The sequence below is a fragment of the Bradyrhizobium sp. SOJA106 genome, from assembly GCF_059448745.1.
In genome coordinates this window covers 6,746,560-6,762,216 of the sequence record NZ_CM182549.1, presented here as the reverse complement: position 1 = coordinate 6,762,216, position 15,657 = coordinate 6,746,560, and the positions used below count along the sequence as shown (strand labels likewise).

At 65.3% G+C, this 15,657-nt stretch carries 13 protein-coding genes and 1 pseudogene; 7 read left to right on the top strand and 7 right to left on the bottom strand.

Going from position 1 to position 15,657, the window contains the following annotated elements; translation table 11 throughout:
- Window positions 1-5 precede the first annotated feature (5 nt).
- The 3 genes from pqqC to pqqA form a co-directional block, all read right to left on the bottom strand.
- Window positions 6-761: a pyrroloquinoline-quinone synthase PqqC gene (pqqC, locus tag AC5V87_RS31900; RefSeq protein WP_495371982.1), complete on the bottom strand. Its 756-nt coding sequence runs from the start codon at window positions 759-761 to the stop codon at window positions 6-8.
- A gap of 20 nt (window positions 762-781) precedes the next feature.
- On the bottom strand, window positions 782-1,711 hold the full coding sequence (pqqB, locus tag AC5V87_RS31895) for a pyrroloquinoline quinone biosynthesis protein PqqB (protein ID WP_495368861.1): 930 nt from the start codon (window positions 1,709-1,711) through the stop codon (window positions 782-784).
- 118 nt (window positions 1,712-1,829) lie between these two features.
- Entirely contained in the window at window positions 1,830-1,910 is an 81-nt protein-coding gene (gene pqqA, locus AC5V87_RS31890; RefSeq protein WP_007595659.1) for a pyrroloquinoline quinone precursor peptide PqqA, read from the bottom strand.
- A 248-nt stretch (window positions 1,911-2,158) separates the two neighbouring features.
- Between pqqA and AC5V87_RS31885 the strand changes: the two genes are divergently transcribed.
- From AC5V87_RS31885 to AC5V87_RS31865, 5 genes and pseudogenes are all read left to right on the top strand, one after another.
- Entirely contained in the window at window positions 2,159-2,416 is a 258-nt protein-coding gene (locus AC5V87_RS31885) for a DUF6894 family protein (RefSeq protein ID WP_456843562.1), read from the top strand.
- An 80-nt stretch (window positions 2,417-2,496) separates the two neighbouring features.
- On the top strand, window positions 2,497-3,897 hold the full coding sequence (locus AC5V87_RS31880) for an amidase family protein (protein WP_495368860.1): 1,401 nt from the start codon (window positions 2,497-2,499) through the stop codon (window positions 3,895-3,897).
- A gap of 2 nt (window positions 3,898-3,899) precedes the next feature.
- Window positions 3,900-4,376, top strand: coding sequence for a glutathione peroxidase (locus AC5V87_RS31875; protein WP_456843136.1), 477 nt, complete (start codon window positions 3,900-3,902; stop codon window positions 4,374-4,376).
- 11 nt (window positions 4,377-4,387) lie between these two features.
- Window positions 4,388-4,630: a DUF3297 family protein gene (locus tag AC5V87_RS31870; protein WP_035730878.1), complete on the top strand. Its 243-nt coding sequence runs from the start codon at window positions 4,388-4,390 to the stop codon at window positions 4,628-4,630.
- Between the two features lie 129 nt (window positions 4,631-4,759).
- A pseudogene (locus AC5V87_RS31865) lies at window positions 4,760-4,882 on the top strand (mandelate racemase); the annotation flags it as partial.
- Between the two features lie 126 nt (window positions 4,883-5,008).
- Here AC5V87_RS31865 and AC5V87_RS31860 read toward each other — a convergent pair.
- Window positions 5,009-6,361: a malonyl-CoA decarboxylase gene (locus tag AC5V87_RS31860; protein ID WP_495368859.1), complete on the bottom strand. Its 1,353-nt coding sequence runs from the start codon at window positions 6,359-6,361 to the stop codon at window positions 5,009-5,011.
- 291 nt (window positions 6,362-6,652) lie between these two features.
- Complete coding sequence (locus tag AC5V87_RS31855; protein ID WP_495368858.1) at window positions 6,653-7,477, bottom strand: AraC family transcriptional regulator; 825 nt, start codon at window positions 7,475-7,477, stop codon at window positions 6,653-6,655.
- Window positions 7,478-7,530: 53 nt separating this feature from the next.
- On the opposite strand from AC5V87_RS31855, the gene AC5V87_RS31850 reads away from it, so the two are divergent.
- Window positions 7,531-8,703 carry an MFS transporter gene (locus AC5V87_RS31850; RefSeq protein ID WP_495368857.1) on the top strand — a complete coding sequence of 391 codons (1,173 nt, stop codon included), beginning with the start codon at window positions 7,531-7,533 and terminating at the stop codon, window positions 8,701-8,703.
- A 299-nt stretch (window positions 8,704-9,002) separates the two neighbouring features.
- Complete coding sequence (locus tag AC5V87_RS31845; RefSeq protein ID WP_495368856.1) at window positions 9,003-11,267, top strand: cation:proton antiporter domain-containing protein; 2,265 nt, start codon at window positions 9,003-9,005, stop codon at window positions 11,265-11,267.
- On the opposite strand, the gene AC5V87_RS31840 is transcribed toward AC5V87_RS31845, so the two are convergent.
- Entirely contained in the window at window positions 11,264-14,422 is a 3,159-nt protein-coding gene (locus tag AC5V87_RS31840) for an efflux RND transporter permease subunit (protein WP_495368855.1), read from the bottom strand. The two genes, AC5V87_RS31845 and AC5V87_RS31840, sit on opposite strands and share 4 nt — an antisense overlap.
- Window positions 14,423-14,435: 13 nt before the next feature.
- The gene (locus AC5V87_RS31835) at window positions 14,436-15,629 is read right to left on the bottom strand and encodes an efflux RND transporter periplasmic adaptor subunit (RefSeq protein WP_495368854.1); all 1,194 of its coding nucleotides are present in this window, start codon (window positions 15,627-15,629) and stop codon (window positions 14,436-14,438) included.
- Window positions 15,630-15,657 lie beyond the last annotated feature (28 nt).

Below are 15,657 nucleotides of genomic sequence, written 5' to 3'. Positions count from 1 at the left end.
GTTCCTCAGCTCGCTTTGGGCACGAAGGCGCCCGGCGGAATGTGGCCCTCGACATAGGCATGATACAGCGCATCGAGCTGCACCCACAGCACGTTGGTCTTGAAGATCAGCGCGTTGCACACAAGCGCGCGCTGCTCCGGCGTCGTGGCATGCGCCTTGACATAATCGAGCGCGAAGCCCGCGTCGCGCGGCGCCTGCGCGAGGCGTCGCTTGAAGTAGCTCATGATGTCGGGATTGACGAAGTCGTAATGCTCCAGCATGCCGGAGATGCGCTCCTCGTGCAGGTTCGGCGCGAACAGCTCGGTCAGCGAGGAGGCGATCGCCTCCAGCGGCGTCTTCTCGCGGCAGTAATGGACATAGGCCTCGACGGCGAAGCGCGTCGCCGGCAAGATGCCTTCGGTGGATTCCACATAGGCGGTGTCGAGGCCGAGGCCTTCGGTCAGCTTCAGCCAGCGCTCGATGCCGCCCTCGGAGCCGACATCACCGTCATGGTCTTCGATGCGGTGGCGCCATTCGAGGCGCGTGGCGCGGTCGCGGAAGCGCGAGATCACCACCGCGTCCTTGATCGGGATCGTGCTCTGATAGTAGTAGCGGTTCAGCGCCCAGGCCTGCACCTGGCCCTTGTTCAACTTGCCGCCGTGCAACAGCTTATGGAACGGATGCAGGCTGTGATAGCGCGTCGCGCCGATGTGGCGCAGCGTCGCCTCGAGCTCCTCCGCCGAGTTGAGGCGGATGTCCTTGCCGATCGAGAGCGCGGTCATTCCCGTCATGGACGCGGCATTCACAGCACGATCTCCGTTCCATCGGCGGGTATCTGCCAGCCCGCCTGTTCGGCAGTCTTGCGCTCGCTTGAGCCGGGCAGCAACGCCGGATTCGAGTTGTTGATATGCAGAAACATCTTCCTGTCGATAGTGAGATCGGCCAGCCGTGCGATCGCGCCAGCGTGCCCGGACATCGCGACGTGGCCCATGCTCTTGCCGGTCTTGTGGCCGAGCCCGGCCCTGATCATCTCGTCATCCTGCCAGACCGTGCCGTCGAAGAATACGAGCGCGGCGCCGTCGATCTCGGCCTTGAGTGCATCGGTCACCTCGGCGCAGGCGGCGATGAAGTAGAAGCATTTGCCGGTCGACTTGTCGGTGATCTTCAGCCCCAGCGTATCGCCGTCGCCGCTCTCGCCGCCGGGATGCGCCTTGCCTTCGAGGTACCAGGCCGACTTGCCCGGCACGGCGAAGGGCAGCACCTCCAGCCCCGAGCGGGTGCCGTCGGTCAGCCGCGGCTCGAACGGCTCGCCGATCCCGATCGGCTGGCGCTTGACAGTCTTCTCGTTCAGCACGTTGAAGATGCTGTTGCTGGCAAGGATCGCCAGCACCTTCTCGTGGGCATAGACCGTGAAGGGCGAGCCCTCGCGCATCGAGAGCAGGCCGGCCACCGCGTCCACTTCGCCGTTGGTCAGGATCACGCCTGCAACAGGCGTATGGCGCAGCGCGCCAGGCCTCGGATGCAGCTGCGGCGTGGCATTCAATTGCTGGCGAAGGTCGGGGGAGGCGTTGATCAGGAACCAGTGCTCGCCATCGCCGCTGAAGGCGACCGAGGCCTGGGTTCTCTGGAGGTCATGCCCGTTCGCACGGGCCGCCCGGCAGCCCTCACAGCCGCAATTCCATTGCGGGACTCCGCCGCCGGCCCCGGCGCCCAGGACGACGACGCGAAGCATGATCCGTCTCCTGGAGGCAAATTCGCGAAGTGGATCTCAGGCCAACACGGTTTCCGTCATTCGGACACCGATCGTGACCAAGAGACCCACCTGCGCAGAACGCAAATGCACCAACCGCTTACTTGCGGGTGGCGCTCACATACATGTTGATTTCCATGCCGCAGGGCACTTCGACGATCTTCGGGGCTTTCCAGGCCATTTTGGCTCTCCATTTCGCGAAATTCGGACGTGTCCGCCCGTGGATTAAGGTAATGCGCGCGCAAAAGTTCGCCAGTGAAATTTTCCCGAGCGCGCGCATGTTGCGCCGCGAAAAACGGTAATGGAACATCACTTCCGGTGACGCTGCCTTGCGCTTGGCGCATTCGGTCGTGAACGCTGTCCTGATAAAGCAGTTGTGAGCGCACTGCAGCTGTCAATCCGGTACAGGCGACCCAAGTGGACCTCGTGATGCCCAAATACTTCTTCAACACCCGCATCGGCGACGAACTGATCGTGGATCCTGACGGAGAGGACCTGCGCAACCCCGACCGCGCCTGGGAGGTCGCCCGCCAGATGATCCTGGAAGTGGTGAAATCCGAGGGGGCGCAGCCGGCGCTGCTCGAGGCCGTCATCGAGGTCACCGACGGCGACGGCGAGATCGTGCTGGAGTTTCCCTTCACCGAGGCCCTGCTGGACATGCCGGACCAGTCGGCGACGCGGCACTAACCCGCTCTTCCTCCCTGCGAAATCCGCATGGCTTTGCCGCGTTCCCGGCGCTAAAAGACGCCGGTTACACGGAGCAAACCATGCAAGATCTCTGGCGCCTGTCGGCCGCCGACCTCGCCGCCCTCGTCAGGTCCAAGAAGGTATCCGCCAAGGAGGCGGCCAAGGCCGGTCTCGACCGCCTGGATGCCGTCAATCCAAAACTCAACGCCGTGATCGACCACCGGCCCGAGGACGTGCTCAAGCAGGCCGACGCCGTCGATGCCACCATCGCCCGCGGGGAGGACCCCGGCGTGCTCGCCGGCGTGCCCATCACCATCAAGGCCAATGTCGACCAGGAAGGCTTTGCCACCACCAACGGCCTGAAACTCCAGCGCGACCTGATTGCGCGCGAGGACAATCCGGTGGTCGCCAATTTCCGCAAATCAGGCGCCATTCTGCTTGGTCGCACCAATTGCCCGGCGTTCTCCTATCGCTGGTTCACCACCAACCTCGTCCATGGCGATACCAAGAACCCCCGCGATGCCTCACTGACGCCGGGCGGCTCGTCTGGTGGCGCCGGCTCGGCGGTCGCGGCCGGCATCGGCCACATCGCCCACGGCACCGACATCGCCGGCTCGATCCGCTATCCCGCCTATGCCTGCGGCGTGCACGGCCTGCGCCCGACCTTGGGCCGTATCCCCGCCTTCAATCCCGCGCTGCCGGAGCGTCCGATCGGCCCGCAGATCATGGCGGTATCGGGTCCGCTGGCGCGCACCATCCATGATTTGCGCATCTCGCTCGAAGCGATGTCCGCCCGCGACATCCGCGACCCCTGGTTCGCACCGGTGCCGCTGGAAGGCCCGGCACGGCCGAAGCGCGCCGCGCTCTGCCTCAACCCGAACGGCCTTGCGACTGCGCCGGAAGTGAAGGCGGCGGTGAGCGATGCCGGCAAGCGCCTCGAACGTGCCGGCTGGACCGTGGACGTGATCGAGGACACCCCGCCGATGCGCGAGGCGGTCGAGTGGCAAATCAAACTCTGGCTCGGCGACGGCTATGAGGCGCAGCTGGAGATGGCCGAGCGCGAGGGCGATCCCGGCGCGCTGGCGTGCCTTCGCGGCAACCGCGCCCGGGTCACGCCGATGGACCAGGCCAATTACGCCAAGGCGCTGACCCGAAGAGCCACGCTGACGCGCGAGTGGATGCTGTTCTTCGAACGCTACGCCGTGCTGCTGACGCCGGTCTCCGGCGAGCTGCCGTTCCCCGATCATCTCGACCGCAAGGACGACGCCTCCTTCAAGCGCGTCTGGGAAGCGCAGCTGCCGCAGATCGCCATTCCCTTCATGGGATTGCCGGGCCTCGTGGTCTCCACCGGCCTCGTCGGCAAGGCGCCGGTCGGCGTGCACATCGTCTCCGGCCGCTATCGCGAGGATCTTTGCCTCCTTGCGGGCGAAGCGATCGAGGCGGGCGGCGTGCCGCCCTCGCCGATCGACCCCGTGGGTTAGCGATGTCCGCGATCTACGACTTCAAGGCCAATTCGCTCGCCGGGGAAGAAGTGCCGATGCGCCGCTTCGAGGGGCAGGTGCTGCTGATCGTCAATACCGCGAGCAAATGCGGTTTCACGCCGCAATATCGGGGCCTCGAGGATCTCTACCGCGATCTCTCCCCGCGCGGCTTCTCCGTGCTCGGCTTTCCCTGCAACCAGTTCGGCGCGCAGGAGCCGGGAGAGGCGAGCGAGATCCAGGCGTTCTGCTCGACCAACTACGACGTCACCTTTCCCCTGTTCGAGAAGATCGACGTCAACGGACCGAAGGCGCATCCGTTGTACGAATACCTGAAACGCCAGCAATCCGGCCTGCTAGGAGCCTCCATCAAATGGAATTTCACCAAATTCCTGGTGGACCGTGCCGGCAAGGTGATCGCGCGCTATGCGCCGACCGCGCGGCCTGAAGCGCTGCGCAATCAAATCGAAACACTGTTGTGAGCGAGACAATCATGAGCGACGAATTTCCCGACCGTCTGTCGGTCGATCCGAACAGCCCCTATTACAACGCGGACATTCTGGCGCGCGACGTCGGCATCCGCTTCAAGGGCATCGAGAAGACCAATGTCGAGGAGTACTGTATCAGCGAAGGCTGGGTCCGCGTCACCGCAGGGAACGCCAAGGACCGCTACGGCAACCCGCTGACCATCAAGGTGCACGGGCCGGTAGAACCGTATTTCAGGGACAAGAAGTGACGGCGAAGCCGTCATTCCGGGGCGCGCGATAGCGCGAACCCGGAATCTCGAGATTCCGGGTTGGATGCTGCGCATCGCCCCGGAATGACGCCAACAGGAAGCTTGACCCCATGTCCGTCCGCATCGTCCTACGGGGGCTTCCCCGACGGCGTCCGCGTCGAGAACGGCCACATCACCATGCCCGATCTGCCGGGCATCGGCTTCGAGGGCAAATCAGATCTGTGCAAGGAGATGAAGGCCCTGGCGGAGTAGGTCCCGCTGACGCAACATCCTCCGTCATTGCGAGCGCAGCGAAGCAATCCAGAATCTTTCCGCGGAGGCAACCTGGATTGCTTCGTCGCTGCGCTTAGCGCAATGACCATGTGGCGGGAGCGTCCGCTACGACAGGCGCATATCGAGCAACCTGCGCCCCTCGCCCTTCAGCAGCTTCTTCACCGCGCTCGACGCCACGACCTCGCCGTCATTGGCGTAGGCCTCGTGGTTCTTCTCGATGTCGTCGAGGCGGTAGAGATAGTTGACCATCACGCCGGCGGATTCGCGCACGCCCTTGGGCGAGAGGTCTCCGAGCCAGTTGATGCGTTCGAGCCGGGCGCCGTTGCCGAGATGGAAGCGGGCGACCGAGTCGATCAGCTTGCCCTTCGGCGTACGCGCCTTCAGGAAATAATGCGCGGCGAGCGGCTCGATCAAGGCGCGAAGCTGCGTCGTCGTCTCAGGGTTCTCGAACCATTTGGGATCGTCGAGGCGCTTTATGAGCTCGCGGTCCTCGTCCGACAGCGGCAGGTCCCTGTCCTGCTTGATCCACTGCATGAAGCCCGGCACCGGCGACAACGTCACGAAGGTGTCGAGCTTCGGCAGCTCGCGGCGCAGTTCCTCGACCACCTGCTTGATCAGGAAGCTGCCGAACGAGATGCCGCCAAGGCCGCGCTGGGTGTTGGAGATCGAGTAGAACACGGCGGTGCGCGCGCGCTCGCTCGGCAGATGCTGGCGGTCGACCGCGAGCAGCGGCGCAATGGCACCCGGAATCGTCTCGGTCAGCGCCACCTCGACGAAGATCAAGGGCTCGTCAACCATCGCGGGATGGAAGAAGGCGTAGCAGCGGCGGTCGACCGGATCGATGCGGCGGCGCAGATCGTCCCAGTCGGAGATCTCGTGCACGGCTTCGTAACGGATGATCTTTTCGAGGATGTTGGCCGGGGTCGACCAGTCAATCCTGCGCAGCACGAGAAACCCCCTGTTGAACCACGAAGAAAGAAGATGCGAGATGTCGCGATCGAGCGCGGCGAGGTCGGTGTGTCCGTTCATCATGCCAAGCAGATCGGCGCGCATGGCGACGAGATCGCCGGTCCCACCGGGCGCACGGTTCAGGCGGCGGATCAGCTCCTGCCGCCGCGGCTCGGAGGCGAAATGCAGGCTGCTTGCGTCCTCGTCGGTCGGCTTGGCCCGCCATGTCTCGATCGCCTTGGCGAGGCGCTCCCGGTCCGGGCCGAAATCGCGCACCAGCGCTTCGAAGAAAGCGCGGCGTCCTGCCGCATCAAGATCCCTGTAGAGATCGAGCACCTCGCGCGCCATGGCGGTGCCGGAGGCTTCGCCCCGGCCCGACAGCAGCGCGCCGCAGAGCGCAATCAAGCCGTCGGCGTCGTGCTTGGTGTCAAAACCGTCACCGCGGCGAAGCAGCGTGCGGCCGCGCTCGGAGATGGTAGCGAGCAGGTCGGAGAAGAAGGCGTTGGCCATCTGGGCTTTCGTGTCAGGTTTGTGCGATGCGGAAGCTTACACGGGATTTAGTCGGAAGCCGATCACAATCAAGCCGGGGAATGCGGCATCTTTAGTCGGGCCTTGCGTTTGAAGAATGCTGGCATGCCGGGTGAGGGGCCGGGGATGTGCCGGACGGTGCTGACTCCAAAACGCGCTGTCATGCCCCGCGGAGGCGGGGCATCCAGTACGCCGCGGCCCGTCGGTTCAATCACCAGCGCTGGTGGAATACTGGATTGCCCGCCTTCGCGGGCAATGACACTGAGGGAGCGGCTATCCCTTCCCGGCAAACTCCGTCGGCGTCCGGCCGGTCACCTGCCGGAACGCCGCCGAGAATGCCGGCACGCTGGCATAGCCGAGCTGGGTCGCGAGCTGCTTCACCGAGACGCTCGCATCCGTCGATATCCGCTGGATCGCCGCCGCAATCCTGGCGCGCTGGCACCAGCTCTTGAAGCTCAGCTGCGTCTCGCTTGAGAACAGCCGCGACAGCGTCCGCGCGGAGGTTCCGACCTCGCGCGCCAGTGTGTCGATATCGTGCAGGCCGGTGGGATCGTCCAGCACGATCATCGCGGCGCGGCGGCAGCGCGGCTCATGCGGCAACGGCACGAAGGTCGCGGAATCCTCGGCCTGGTGCAGTTCCAGCATGACGAGGCGGACCAGCAGTTCAGTCCGCTCCTCGGTGTTGCGCGCGTCGAACAGCGCGAGGATCGCCTGGTTGAGCAGCGGCGACACCCGCACCACGAATTCCCTGGTCAGTCCCTCATAGCGCTGTTCGCGCTTGAGCCAGGCGAGATCGAAATACAGCGTGCGCATCTCGATGTCGGCGAGCAGGTCGATGGCGTGCTCGAGCCCGGCCGGGACCCAGACCGCGCGGTCCGGCGGCACCAGCCAGCGCCCCCCGGGCGTCGTCACCTGCATGGTGCCGCGTGCCGCATAGATCAGCTGCGCCTCGCGGTGCATGTGCAGATCGATTCGCATGCCTTTGGGATAGTCGCGCGCGACCAGGTGCACGCCTGCGGTCGAGCGGTGGTTGCCCTGGACCTCCCGCAGGATTGGCGTTTCCAAGATTGGCGTTTCCAAGACAGTCATTGGCAGCATCCCGTCATGGCTCCGACATATAACTCATTTCGGAGCAGGAGAGGATTCGGGACATGAACAGCCCCAGCCGGGTCATCAGTTTCGTCAACGCAGGCCATTTCATCGACCACTATTCGATGCTGATCTTTGCCGCCGCCGTGATCATCATGGGCCCGGCGCTCGGCATGGCCTATTCGGAGCTGCTGCCCTATGCGACGCCGGGCTTCGTCGCGTTCGGCGCCGGCTCGCTGCTGACAGGCTGGCTCGGGGACCGCTGGAGCCGCCGCCACATGATGCTGATCTTCTTCGTCGGCATCGGCGCCTCGATGATCTCGGTCGGCTTGGTGCAGACCCCGGCGCAGCTCGGCGCCGCGCTGCTCGCGATCGGCATCTTCGCCTCCATCTACCATCCCGTCGGCACCGCCATGATCGTGTCCTATGCCGACCGGCTCGGCCGCGAGATGGGCATCAACGGCGTCTGGGGCAACCTCGGCGTCGCCTCCTCGGCGCTCGTTACCGGCGTGATCGGCCAATATCTCGGCTGGCGATTGGCTTTCATCATTCCCGGCGCCGTCACCATCCTGATCGGCATCGCGTTCGCGATGATGGTCGTGCACGAGGACCGCAAAGGCTCGAAGCAGGCGGCGGCGCAGGCGCGGGTGGCAAAGCAGGACATGTGGCGCGTGGTGCTGTCGCTCTTGATCGTGGTGATCGCGATCTCGACCACGTTCAATGCCGTCACAGTGGCGCTGCCAAAGCTATTCGCGGAGCGGCTGGCCGATCTCACCAAGAGCCCGGCGCTGCTCGGCGTCATCGCCGCCTGCGTCTACGTGTTCGGCGCGATGACGCAGTACACGATCGGGCGTTTGCTCGACCGCTACTCGCTGAAGGCGGTGGCGCTGCCGCTGTCCTTCATGCTGGCGCCGTTCCTGTATCTCGCCGCGAGCCTGAGCAATCTGCCGCTGATCGTGGTCTCGATCGGAATCGTCATGGGCGCGTTCGGGCAGGTCACGGTGAACGATGCCATGGTCGGCAAATACACCACCGAAGAGTGGCGCTCGCGCGCCTACGCGGTGCGCTATTTCGTCGGATTCACCGCGGCCGGGGCCTCCGTCGGGCTCGTCGCCTGGCTCTACGAGCAGGGCGGCTTCGTCACCATGCTGCACGCGTTCGCCGGCCTCTGCCTGCTCGCGATCGCGGCGGCGATCATCCTGCCGCGCGAGATCCGCTCGCCGCAGGCGGCGTGAGGCCTCCGTCATTGCTGTGCTGCGCTCGCAATGACCGGATGAGGCGGCACTCTGCCGACACCACCCATCGTGCCATTATGCCGGTGTTTTGCCCGACGGCGCAAGTGATTTCGGCGATGCCGAATTTTCGTCTAGCCCTTTTGACGCCATCTCTACTGTGCATGGGGTTGTTTCGCACTTTTTATTTTCGCCTCCTTTAACCCGCCGCGAGAATCGGGAACCTGCTGCACCTGTCGCTGGTTCTGCCCCAAGTGGCCCCGGCACCCTGCCGGGACAGTAGACGGGGAAAAGACACCTGCATGCAGTGGAGCCTGCTCCGAGCCGGCCTTGCCCCCGTGGCGCTTGTCCTCACCACCATTGCGGCCGGCGCTGCGGGTAGCAAATCCGGCGGCCCGTCCGAATTCCTGCTGGTGGCGCAGATCGTGCTGCTGATCGCGGTGGGGCGCGGCCTCGGCGAACTCATGCAGCGGATCGGCCAGCCCTCGGTGATCGGCGAACTGCTCGCCGGCATCATGCTGGGGCCGTCGCTGTTCGGCTGGATCTGGCCGGAGGCGCAAGCCGCGATCTTCCCGAAGACGCCCGAGCAGAAGGCGATGATCGACGGCATCGCCCAGTTCGGAATCCTGCTGCTGCTGTTGCTGACGGGCATGGAGACCGACCTCAAGCTGGTCAGAAAGGTCGGCAAGGCGGCAATCGCGGTCTCGATCGCCGGCATTCTGGTTCCCTTCGCCTGCGGCTTCGCGCTTGGCGAGTTCCTGCCCGATGCTCTGCTGCCAAGGCCCGAGCAGCGCCTGGTGGCCTCACTGTTCATGGGCACGGCGCTGTCGATCTCCTCGGTGAAGATCGTCGCGGTCGTCGTGCGCGAGATGAACTTCATGCGCCGCAATGTCGGCCAGATCATCGTCGCCACCGCCGTCATCGACGACACCATCGGCTGGATCATCATCGCCGTCATCTTCAGCCTGGCATCGCAGGGCACGCTCGACATCACTTCGGTGGCGAAGGCCGTGCTGGGCACGCTCGCTTTCCTCGCGGTCAGCTTCACCGTCGGCCGCCGGCTGGTGTTCCAGCTGATCCGCTGGGCTAACGATGCTCTCGTCAGCACCGCGCCAGTCACCACCGTGATCCTGCTGCTGATGGGCACGATGGCGCTGATCACGCATCTGATCGGCGTGCACACGGTGCTCGGTGCCTTCGTTGCCGGCATCCTGGTCGGCGAGTCCCCGATCCTGACACGGCAGATCGACGAGCGCCTGCGCGGCCTGATATCGAGCTTCTTCATGCCGGTGTTCTTCGGCCTTGCGGGCCTGGCCGCCGACCTCTCGGTGCTGCGCGATCCCCATCTCCTGCTGCTCACCGGGCTCCTCGTCGTGATCGCCAGCGTCGGCAAGTTCGGCGGCGCCTTTGTCGGCGGCACCATCGGCGGGCTGAACACGCGGGAATCGCTGGCGCTGGCGAGCGGCATGAATGCGCGCGGCTCGACCGAGGTCATCATCGCCACCATTGGCCTGTCCATCGGCGTGCTCAGCCAGAACCTGTTCACGATGATCGTGACCATGGCGATCGTGACGACCATGGCGATGCCGCCGATGCTGCGCGCGGCGCTGGCCAGGCTGCCGATGAGCAGGGAGGAGAAGGAGCGACTGGAGCGGGAGGAATTCGAGAAGCGCGGCTTCGTCGCCAACCTCGAACGTCCGCTGCTTGCCGTCGACGAGAGCGTCAACGCCACCTTCGCCGCGCACATCGCGGGTCTGATCGCCGGTATGCGCGGCCTGCCGATCACCGTGCTGCACATCGGCAAGCGCGCCGGCGAGCAGGAGAAGATCCGCGACGAGGAGGAGAGCCACGAAGCGGTGGTGAAGAAGGCCGCCGAAACCGTCTCCGTCGATGGCGAGCGCGATGCCGGCAGCGTCGACGTCGTCACGCGTGCCAGGCGCTCCGAGCTCGGCGAGACCATCGCCGACGAAGCACGCAAGGGCTTTGATCTCCTCGTCGTCGGCGTCGACAAGTTCGCTGCTTCCAAGGACCGCTTCGACCGCAGGATCGAGGACATCGCAGCCAACTTCGAGGGACCGCTCGCGATCGTCGCGGCCAAGGGCAAGCATCTGAAGCAGCCGATGCCGGACGGTCTCAACATCCTCGTTCCGGTCTCCGGCAGCGGCGTTGCCAAGCGCGGCGCCGAGGTCGCGGTGGCACTGACGCAGGCCGGCTCGGGCTCGCTCCGGGTGATCTACGTCGCGACGACGCGCGACAAGGGCGCGCAGCGCGGCGCCTCGCGCGGGCTCAGCCAGGACACGGGCATCCTCAAGGACACCAGCGATCTCGCCGCCCGCTACGACGTCGACATCACCACGACGCTGCGCGTGAACCGGGCGCCGGAGGCGGCGATCCTGCGTGAGATCGACACCACCGACGTCGATCTCGTCGTCATGGGCGTCGACCGCATTCAGGCCGACCGTCTCTCCTTCGGCGGCGTCGCCGACGCGGTGCTCTGGCAGTCGAAGGTCTCGGTGCTGCTGGTGTCGAGCGGCGAGGCCCGGCAGGCGCCAGTCGAGAAGGCTTAAGGCTTCGCCTCCACGGTCGCCTGCGGCTTCGGCGCCTTCTTCGACGCGCGCCAATTCTCGAACCGCTGCACCACCACGAAGAACGCCGGCACGAACAGCACCGCGAGGCAGGTCGAGGCCAGCATGCCCGAGAACACCGTGATGCCGATCGACTTGCGCGCGCTGGCGCCGGCGCCGGTCGCGATCACCAGCGGCACGACACCGAGGATGAAGGCGAACGACGTCATCAGGATCGGGCGGAAGCGGGCGCGCGCCGCCTCGATGGCCGATTCCAAGAGCGGCTTGCCGTCGCGGTTGTGCAGCTCGAGCCCGACCTCGACGATCAGGATGGCGTTCTTGGCCGAGAGCGCGATGAGCAGGATCAGGCCGATCTGGCAATAGAGGTTGTTGTCGATCTTGAGGCCCGAGAGGATCAGCATCGGCCCGAGCAGCGACAACGGCACCGCGAGGATCACCGAGATCGGCGCGTACCAGCTCTCATACTGGCCGGCGAGCACGAGATAGACCAGCAGCATGGCAAGGCCGAACACCCAGTAGATCTGGTTGGAGACCGCCTTCTCCTGATAGGACATCGCGGTCCATTCATAGCCGGTGCCCGGCGGCAGCGTCTTCTGCGCGATCTCCTCCATCAGCTTCAGCGACTGCCCGGAGGAGTAGCCCTGCGCGGGCAGGCCGATGATGGTCGAGGATGGATAGAGATTGTAGAGGCTGATCAGGGACGGGCCGATGGCCGGCGTGATCGTGGCGACGGTGCCGATCGGGATCATGTCGCCGTTCGAGTTGCGCACTTGCATGTTGGCGATGTCGCGCTCGGTGACGCGGAACGCCGGATCGGCCTGGGTATAGACCTGGAACACGCGGCCGAACTTGTTGAACTGATTGACATAGGACGAGCCGAGATAGGTCGACAGCGCCGCGAACACCTGGTCGGTGGTCACGTGCAGCGTCTGGGTCTTGATGCGGTCGATCTCGACATTGAACTGCGGCACCGACGAACGGAACGAGGACTGCACGCGCTGCAGCGCGCTCTGGCTCTGGCCGTTGCTGACCATCGCGCCGGTGATCGCCTGGAGTTTTGCGAAGTCGCTGTTGCCGTCGCGCAGCTCGACCTGCATCGAGAAGCCGGCGGCGTTGCCGATGCCCTGGATCGGCGGCGGCGGCAGCACGATGGTGCGCGCTTCCATGATGGTCGCGAGGTTGTCGTTCAGCCCGTACACCAGCGAGCGCAGGTCCTCGCCGGGTCCTTTGCGCGCGCCCCAATCCTTCAGGATGATGTAGGCAACGCCGGCGTTGGCAAGGCTGGCGCTGTTGTCGAGCGCGGAGATGCCGGCGATGGTGATGACCTGCTGGACGCCGGGCGTGTCCCTGATGATGTCGGCGGCCTTGTCGAGCACCTTCTGGGTCCGCTCCAGCGAGGCGCCGTCGGGCAGTTGCACGGCGGCGATCAGATAGCCCTGGTCCTCGATCGGCAGGAAGCCGGTCGGCACCCGCGACAGGCCGTAGCCGCTGAGCCCGATCACCACCAGCGCGAACGCGACCGAGACGGTGGCGTGCTTGACCAGGAACGTGATCAGCCGCGTGTAGCCGCGCTCGACGCGGTTATAGACGTTGTTGAAGCCGCGGTAGAAGAAATTGCGTTGCTCCGGCGGCACGGCCGGCCGCAGCCACAGCGCGCATTGCGTCGGCTTCAGCGTCGCCGCGTTGATGGCGGAGAGCAGCGCGGTTGCCGCGATCACCAGCGCGAATTGCGAATAGATGCGCCCGGTGAGGCCGGCGAGGAACGAGGCCGGCAGGAACACCGAGATCAGCACCAGCGTGATGCCGACGATCGGCGCGAACAGCTGGTCCATTGCCCTGATCGCGGCGTCGTGGCCGTTCATGCCCTGCTCGATATTGTGCGCTGCGCCTTCCACCACGACGATGGCGTCGTCGACCACGATGCCGATCGCGAGCACGATCGCGAACAGCGTCGACATGTTGATGGTGAAACCGAGCGCCGCCATTGCCGCAAAGGCGCCAATGATGGTGACGGGCACCGTCGTCGCCGGCACCAGCATCGCGCGCCAGTCCTGCAGGAACACCAGGATCACGACCAGCACCAGGAGGCCGGCCTCGATCAAGGTCATGTAGACCTCGTGCACCGAAGCCTGCACGAATTTCGTGGTGTCGAACGGCGTGTCGTACTTAATCCCTTGCGGGAAGGCTTTTGCGAGCTCCGCCATCTTCTTCTCGACGGCCTGCTCGACCTCGAGCGCATTGGCGCCGGGCGACTGGAATACGCCGATGCCGGTGGCGGGCTGCTTGTTCAGCGAGAAGATCTGGCTGTAGGTCTGTGCACCCAATTCGACCGAGCCGACGTCGCGCACGCGCGTGACGTCGCCGCTCGTGCCTGACTTGACGATGATGTTCTCGAACTGGGTGGGGTCGTCGAGCCGGCCGTTGACGTTGAGCGTGTACTGGAACGCCTGTCCGGGCGGCGTCGGTGGCGCGCCGACCTGGCCGGCGGAGACCTGCTGGCTCTGCTGCTGGATCGCCTGGATGACGTCCTGCGGCACGAGGCCACGCACCTGCAGCTTGTTCGGATCGAGCCAGACCCGCATCGAATATTGGCCGGCGCCGAACACCGTGACGTTGCCGACGCCGGGAAGGCGCGAGAGCTCGTCGCGGATGTTGATGGTGGCGTAGTTGCTCAAGTAAAGGCTGTCGAAGGTCTTGTCCGGCGAGGTCAGCGTCACGAACAAGAGGATCGAGGTCGACCGCTTCTGCACGGTGACACCCTGGTTCTGCACCGCCTGCGGCAGTTGCGACAGCGCGCTGGAGACGCGGTTCTGCACCAGCACCTGCGCGAAGTTGAGGTCGGTGCCGATCTTGAAGGTCACGGTCAGCGTGTAGGTGCCGTCGGAGCCGCTATAGGACTGCATGTAGAGCATGTCCTCGACGCCGTTGACCTGTTGTTCGATCGGCAAGGCAACTGTGTCGATCACGGTCTTGGCGCTCGCGCCGGGATAGCGCGTCGTCACCTGCACCGTCGGCGGCACAACGTCCGGATATTGCGCGATCGCGAGGTTGAACAGCGCGACACCGCCGATCAGGATCATCAGGAGCGCGATGACGTTCGAGAGGACCGGCCGCTCGATGAAGAACTTTGAGATCATGGCTGGCAGCCCTTCACTTGGCCGACGCCTGCGGCTGGTCGATCTTGGTCACCTGCGGATCGATCTTCTGGCCCGGGATCACGCGCAAGAGCCCCGCGATCACGACGCGGTCGTCGGGCTTCAGCCCGTTCTCGATCACGCGCAAGCCGTTGTCGGTCGGGCCGATCTGCACCTTGCGCTGCTCGACCACGTTGTCGCCGTTGACCACGAGGAGATAGCGGCCGCCCTGGTCGCTGCCGAGCGCGGTGTCGGGGACGAGCAGGGCGCTCTTGTCCTGATCGAACGGCACCCGGACCCGGACGAAATAGCCGGGCAGCAACACCCGCTTGTCGTTGGGCACGACGCCGCGCACCGCGAGCGTGCCCGTCGACGCATTGAGGGTCGGCGAGACGTAGTCGAGATGGCCTTCATGCGGATAGCCGGTCTCGGTCTGGAGGCCCACGTAGATCGGCAACTGCTTGAGGTCGGCGACGGTCAGCCCGCGGCGGGCCGCTTCGGCGCGGATGCGAAGGACGTCCTGCTCGTTGACCGTGAAGTTCACCCAGATCGGGTCCATCGCAACGATGGTTGCGAGCTGGGTCGGGGATGAGACGCCGACGAGCTCGCCGACCGAGGCCATGTGTGCGCTGACGATGCCGTCGAACGGCGCCGTCACCCTGGTGTAGCCGTAATTGACCTCGGCAATTCTGGTATTGGCCTGGGCCTGCTGCAGATTGGCCTGTGCGTTGTCGCGGTTCGCGGTCGAGGTATCCAAGGTCGACTGCGAGACCGCCTGGCGCTGCACCAGCTCCGCCTGACGCTTGAAATCGGTTTCCGCCTGCTTGAGCGAGGCTTGCGCGCCGGCCTCGGCCGCCTGCGCCTGCTCGAGCTTCAGCTTGTAGGTTTCCGGTTCGATCGTGAACAGCTGGGTGCCTTGCTTGACGAAGCTGCCGTCCTGGTAGTCGATCGACTGCAGGAAGCCCTGCACGCGCGCGACGAGATCGACGCTCTTGATCGGCGCGGTGTTGCCGGTGGCTTCGACATAGCGCGTCACCGGACGCTGCACGGGCGTCGCCACGTCGACCTTGGGCGGCGGCGGCGCGACGAACGTGTTCTTGTCCTCGCAGCCGGCCAGCGCGACCACGGCCGCGGTGGCGGCCAATGCTCGCCCGATATGTCCCCACGCTTCGTTACGACGTGCGGAAGAAGCGGAATTGGCTGAGGTCATTCGGTGGCCCCCGATGATTGTCTGTCGG

Coding starts and splice junctions, on each gene's coding strand:
- pqqC (WP_495371982.1), bottom strand. CDS start 761: ATGACCGCGCTCTCGATCGGCAAGGACATCCGCCTCAACTCGGCGGAG.
- AC5V87_RS31860 (WP_495368859.1), bottom strand. CDS start 6,361: ATGGCCAACGCCTTCTTCTCCGACCTGCTCGCTACCATCTCCGAGCGC.
- AC5V87_RS31850 (WP_495368857.1), top strand. CDS start 7,531: ATGAACAGCCCCAGCCGGGTCATCAGTTTCGTCAACGCAGGCCATTTC.
- AC5V87_RS31880 (WP_495368860.1), top strand. CDS start 2,497: ATGCAAGATCTCTGGCGCCTGTCGGCCGCCGACCTCGCCGCCCTCGTC.
- AC5V87_RS31885 (WP_456843562.1), top strand. CDS start 2,159: ATGCCCAAATACTTCTTCAACACCCGCATCGGCGACGAACTGATCGTG.
- pqqB (WP_495368861.1), bottom strand. CDS start 1,711: ATGCTTCGCGTCGTCGTCCTGGGCGCCGGGGCCGGCGGCGGAGTCCCG.
- AC5V87_RS31870 (WP_035730878.1), top strand. CDS start 4,388: ATGAGCGACGAATTTCCCGACCGTCTGTCGGTCGATCCGAACAGCCCC.
- pqqA (WP_007595659.1), bottom strand. CDS start 1,910: ATGGCCTGGAAAGCCCCGAAGATCGTCGAAGTGCCCTGCGGCATGGAA.
- AC5V87_RS31840 (WP_495368855.1), bottom strand. CDS start 14,422: ATGATCTCAAAGTTCTTCATCGAGCGGCCGGTCCTCTCGAACGTCATC.
- AC5V87_RS31855 (WP_495368858.1), bottom strand. CDS start 7,477: ATGCTGCCAATGACTGTCTTGGAAACGCCAATCTTGGAAACGCCAATC.
- AC5V87_RS31835 (WP_495368854.1), bottom strand. CDS start 15,629: ATGACCTCAGCCAATTCCGCTTCTTCCGCACGTCGTAACGAAGCGTGG.
- AC5V87_RS31845 (WP_495368856.1), top strand. CDS start 9,003: ATGCAGTGGAGCCTGCTCCGAGCCGGCCTTGCCCCCGTGGCGCTTGTC.
- AC5V87_RS31875 (WP_456843136.1), top strand. CDS start 3,900: ATGTCCGCGATCTACGACTTCAAGGCCAATTCGCTCGCCGGGGAAGAA.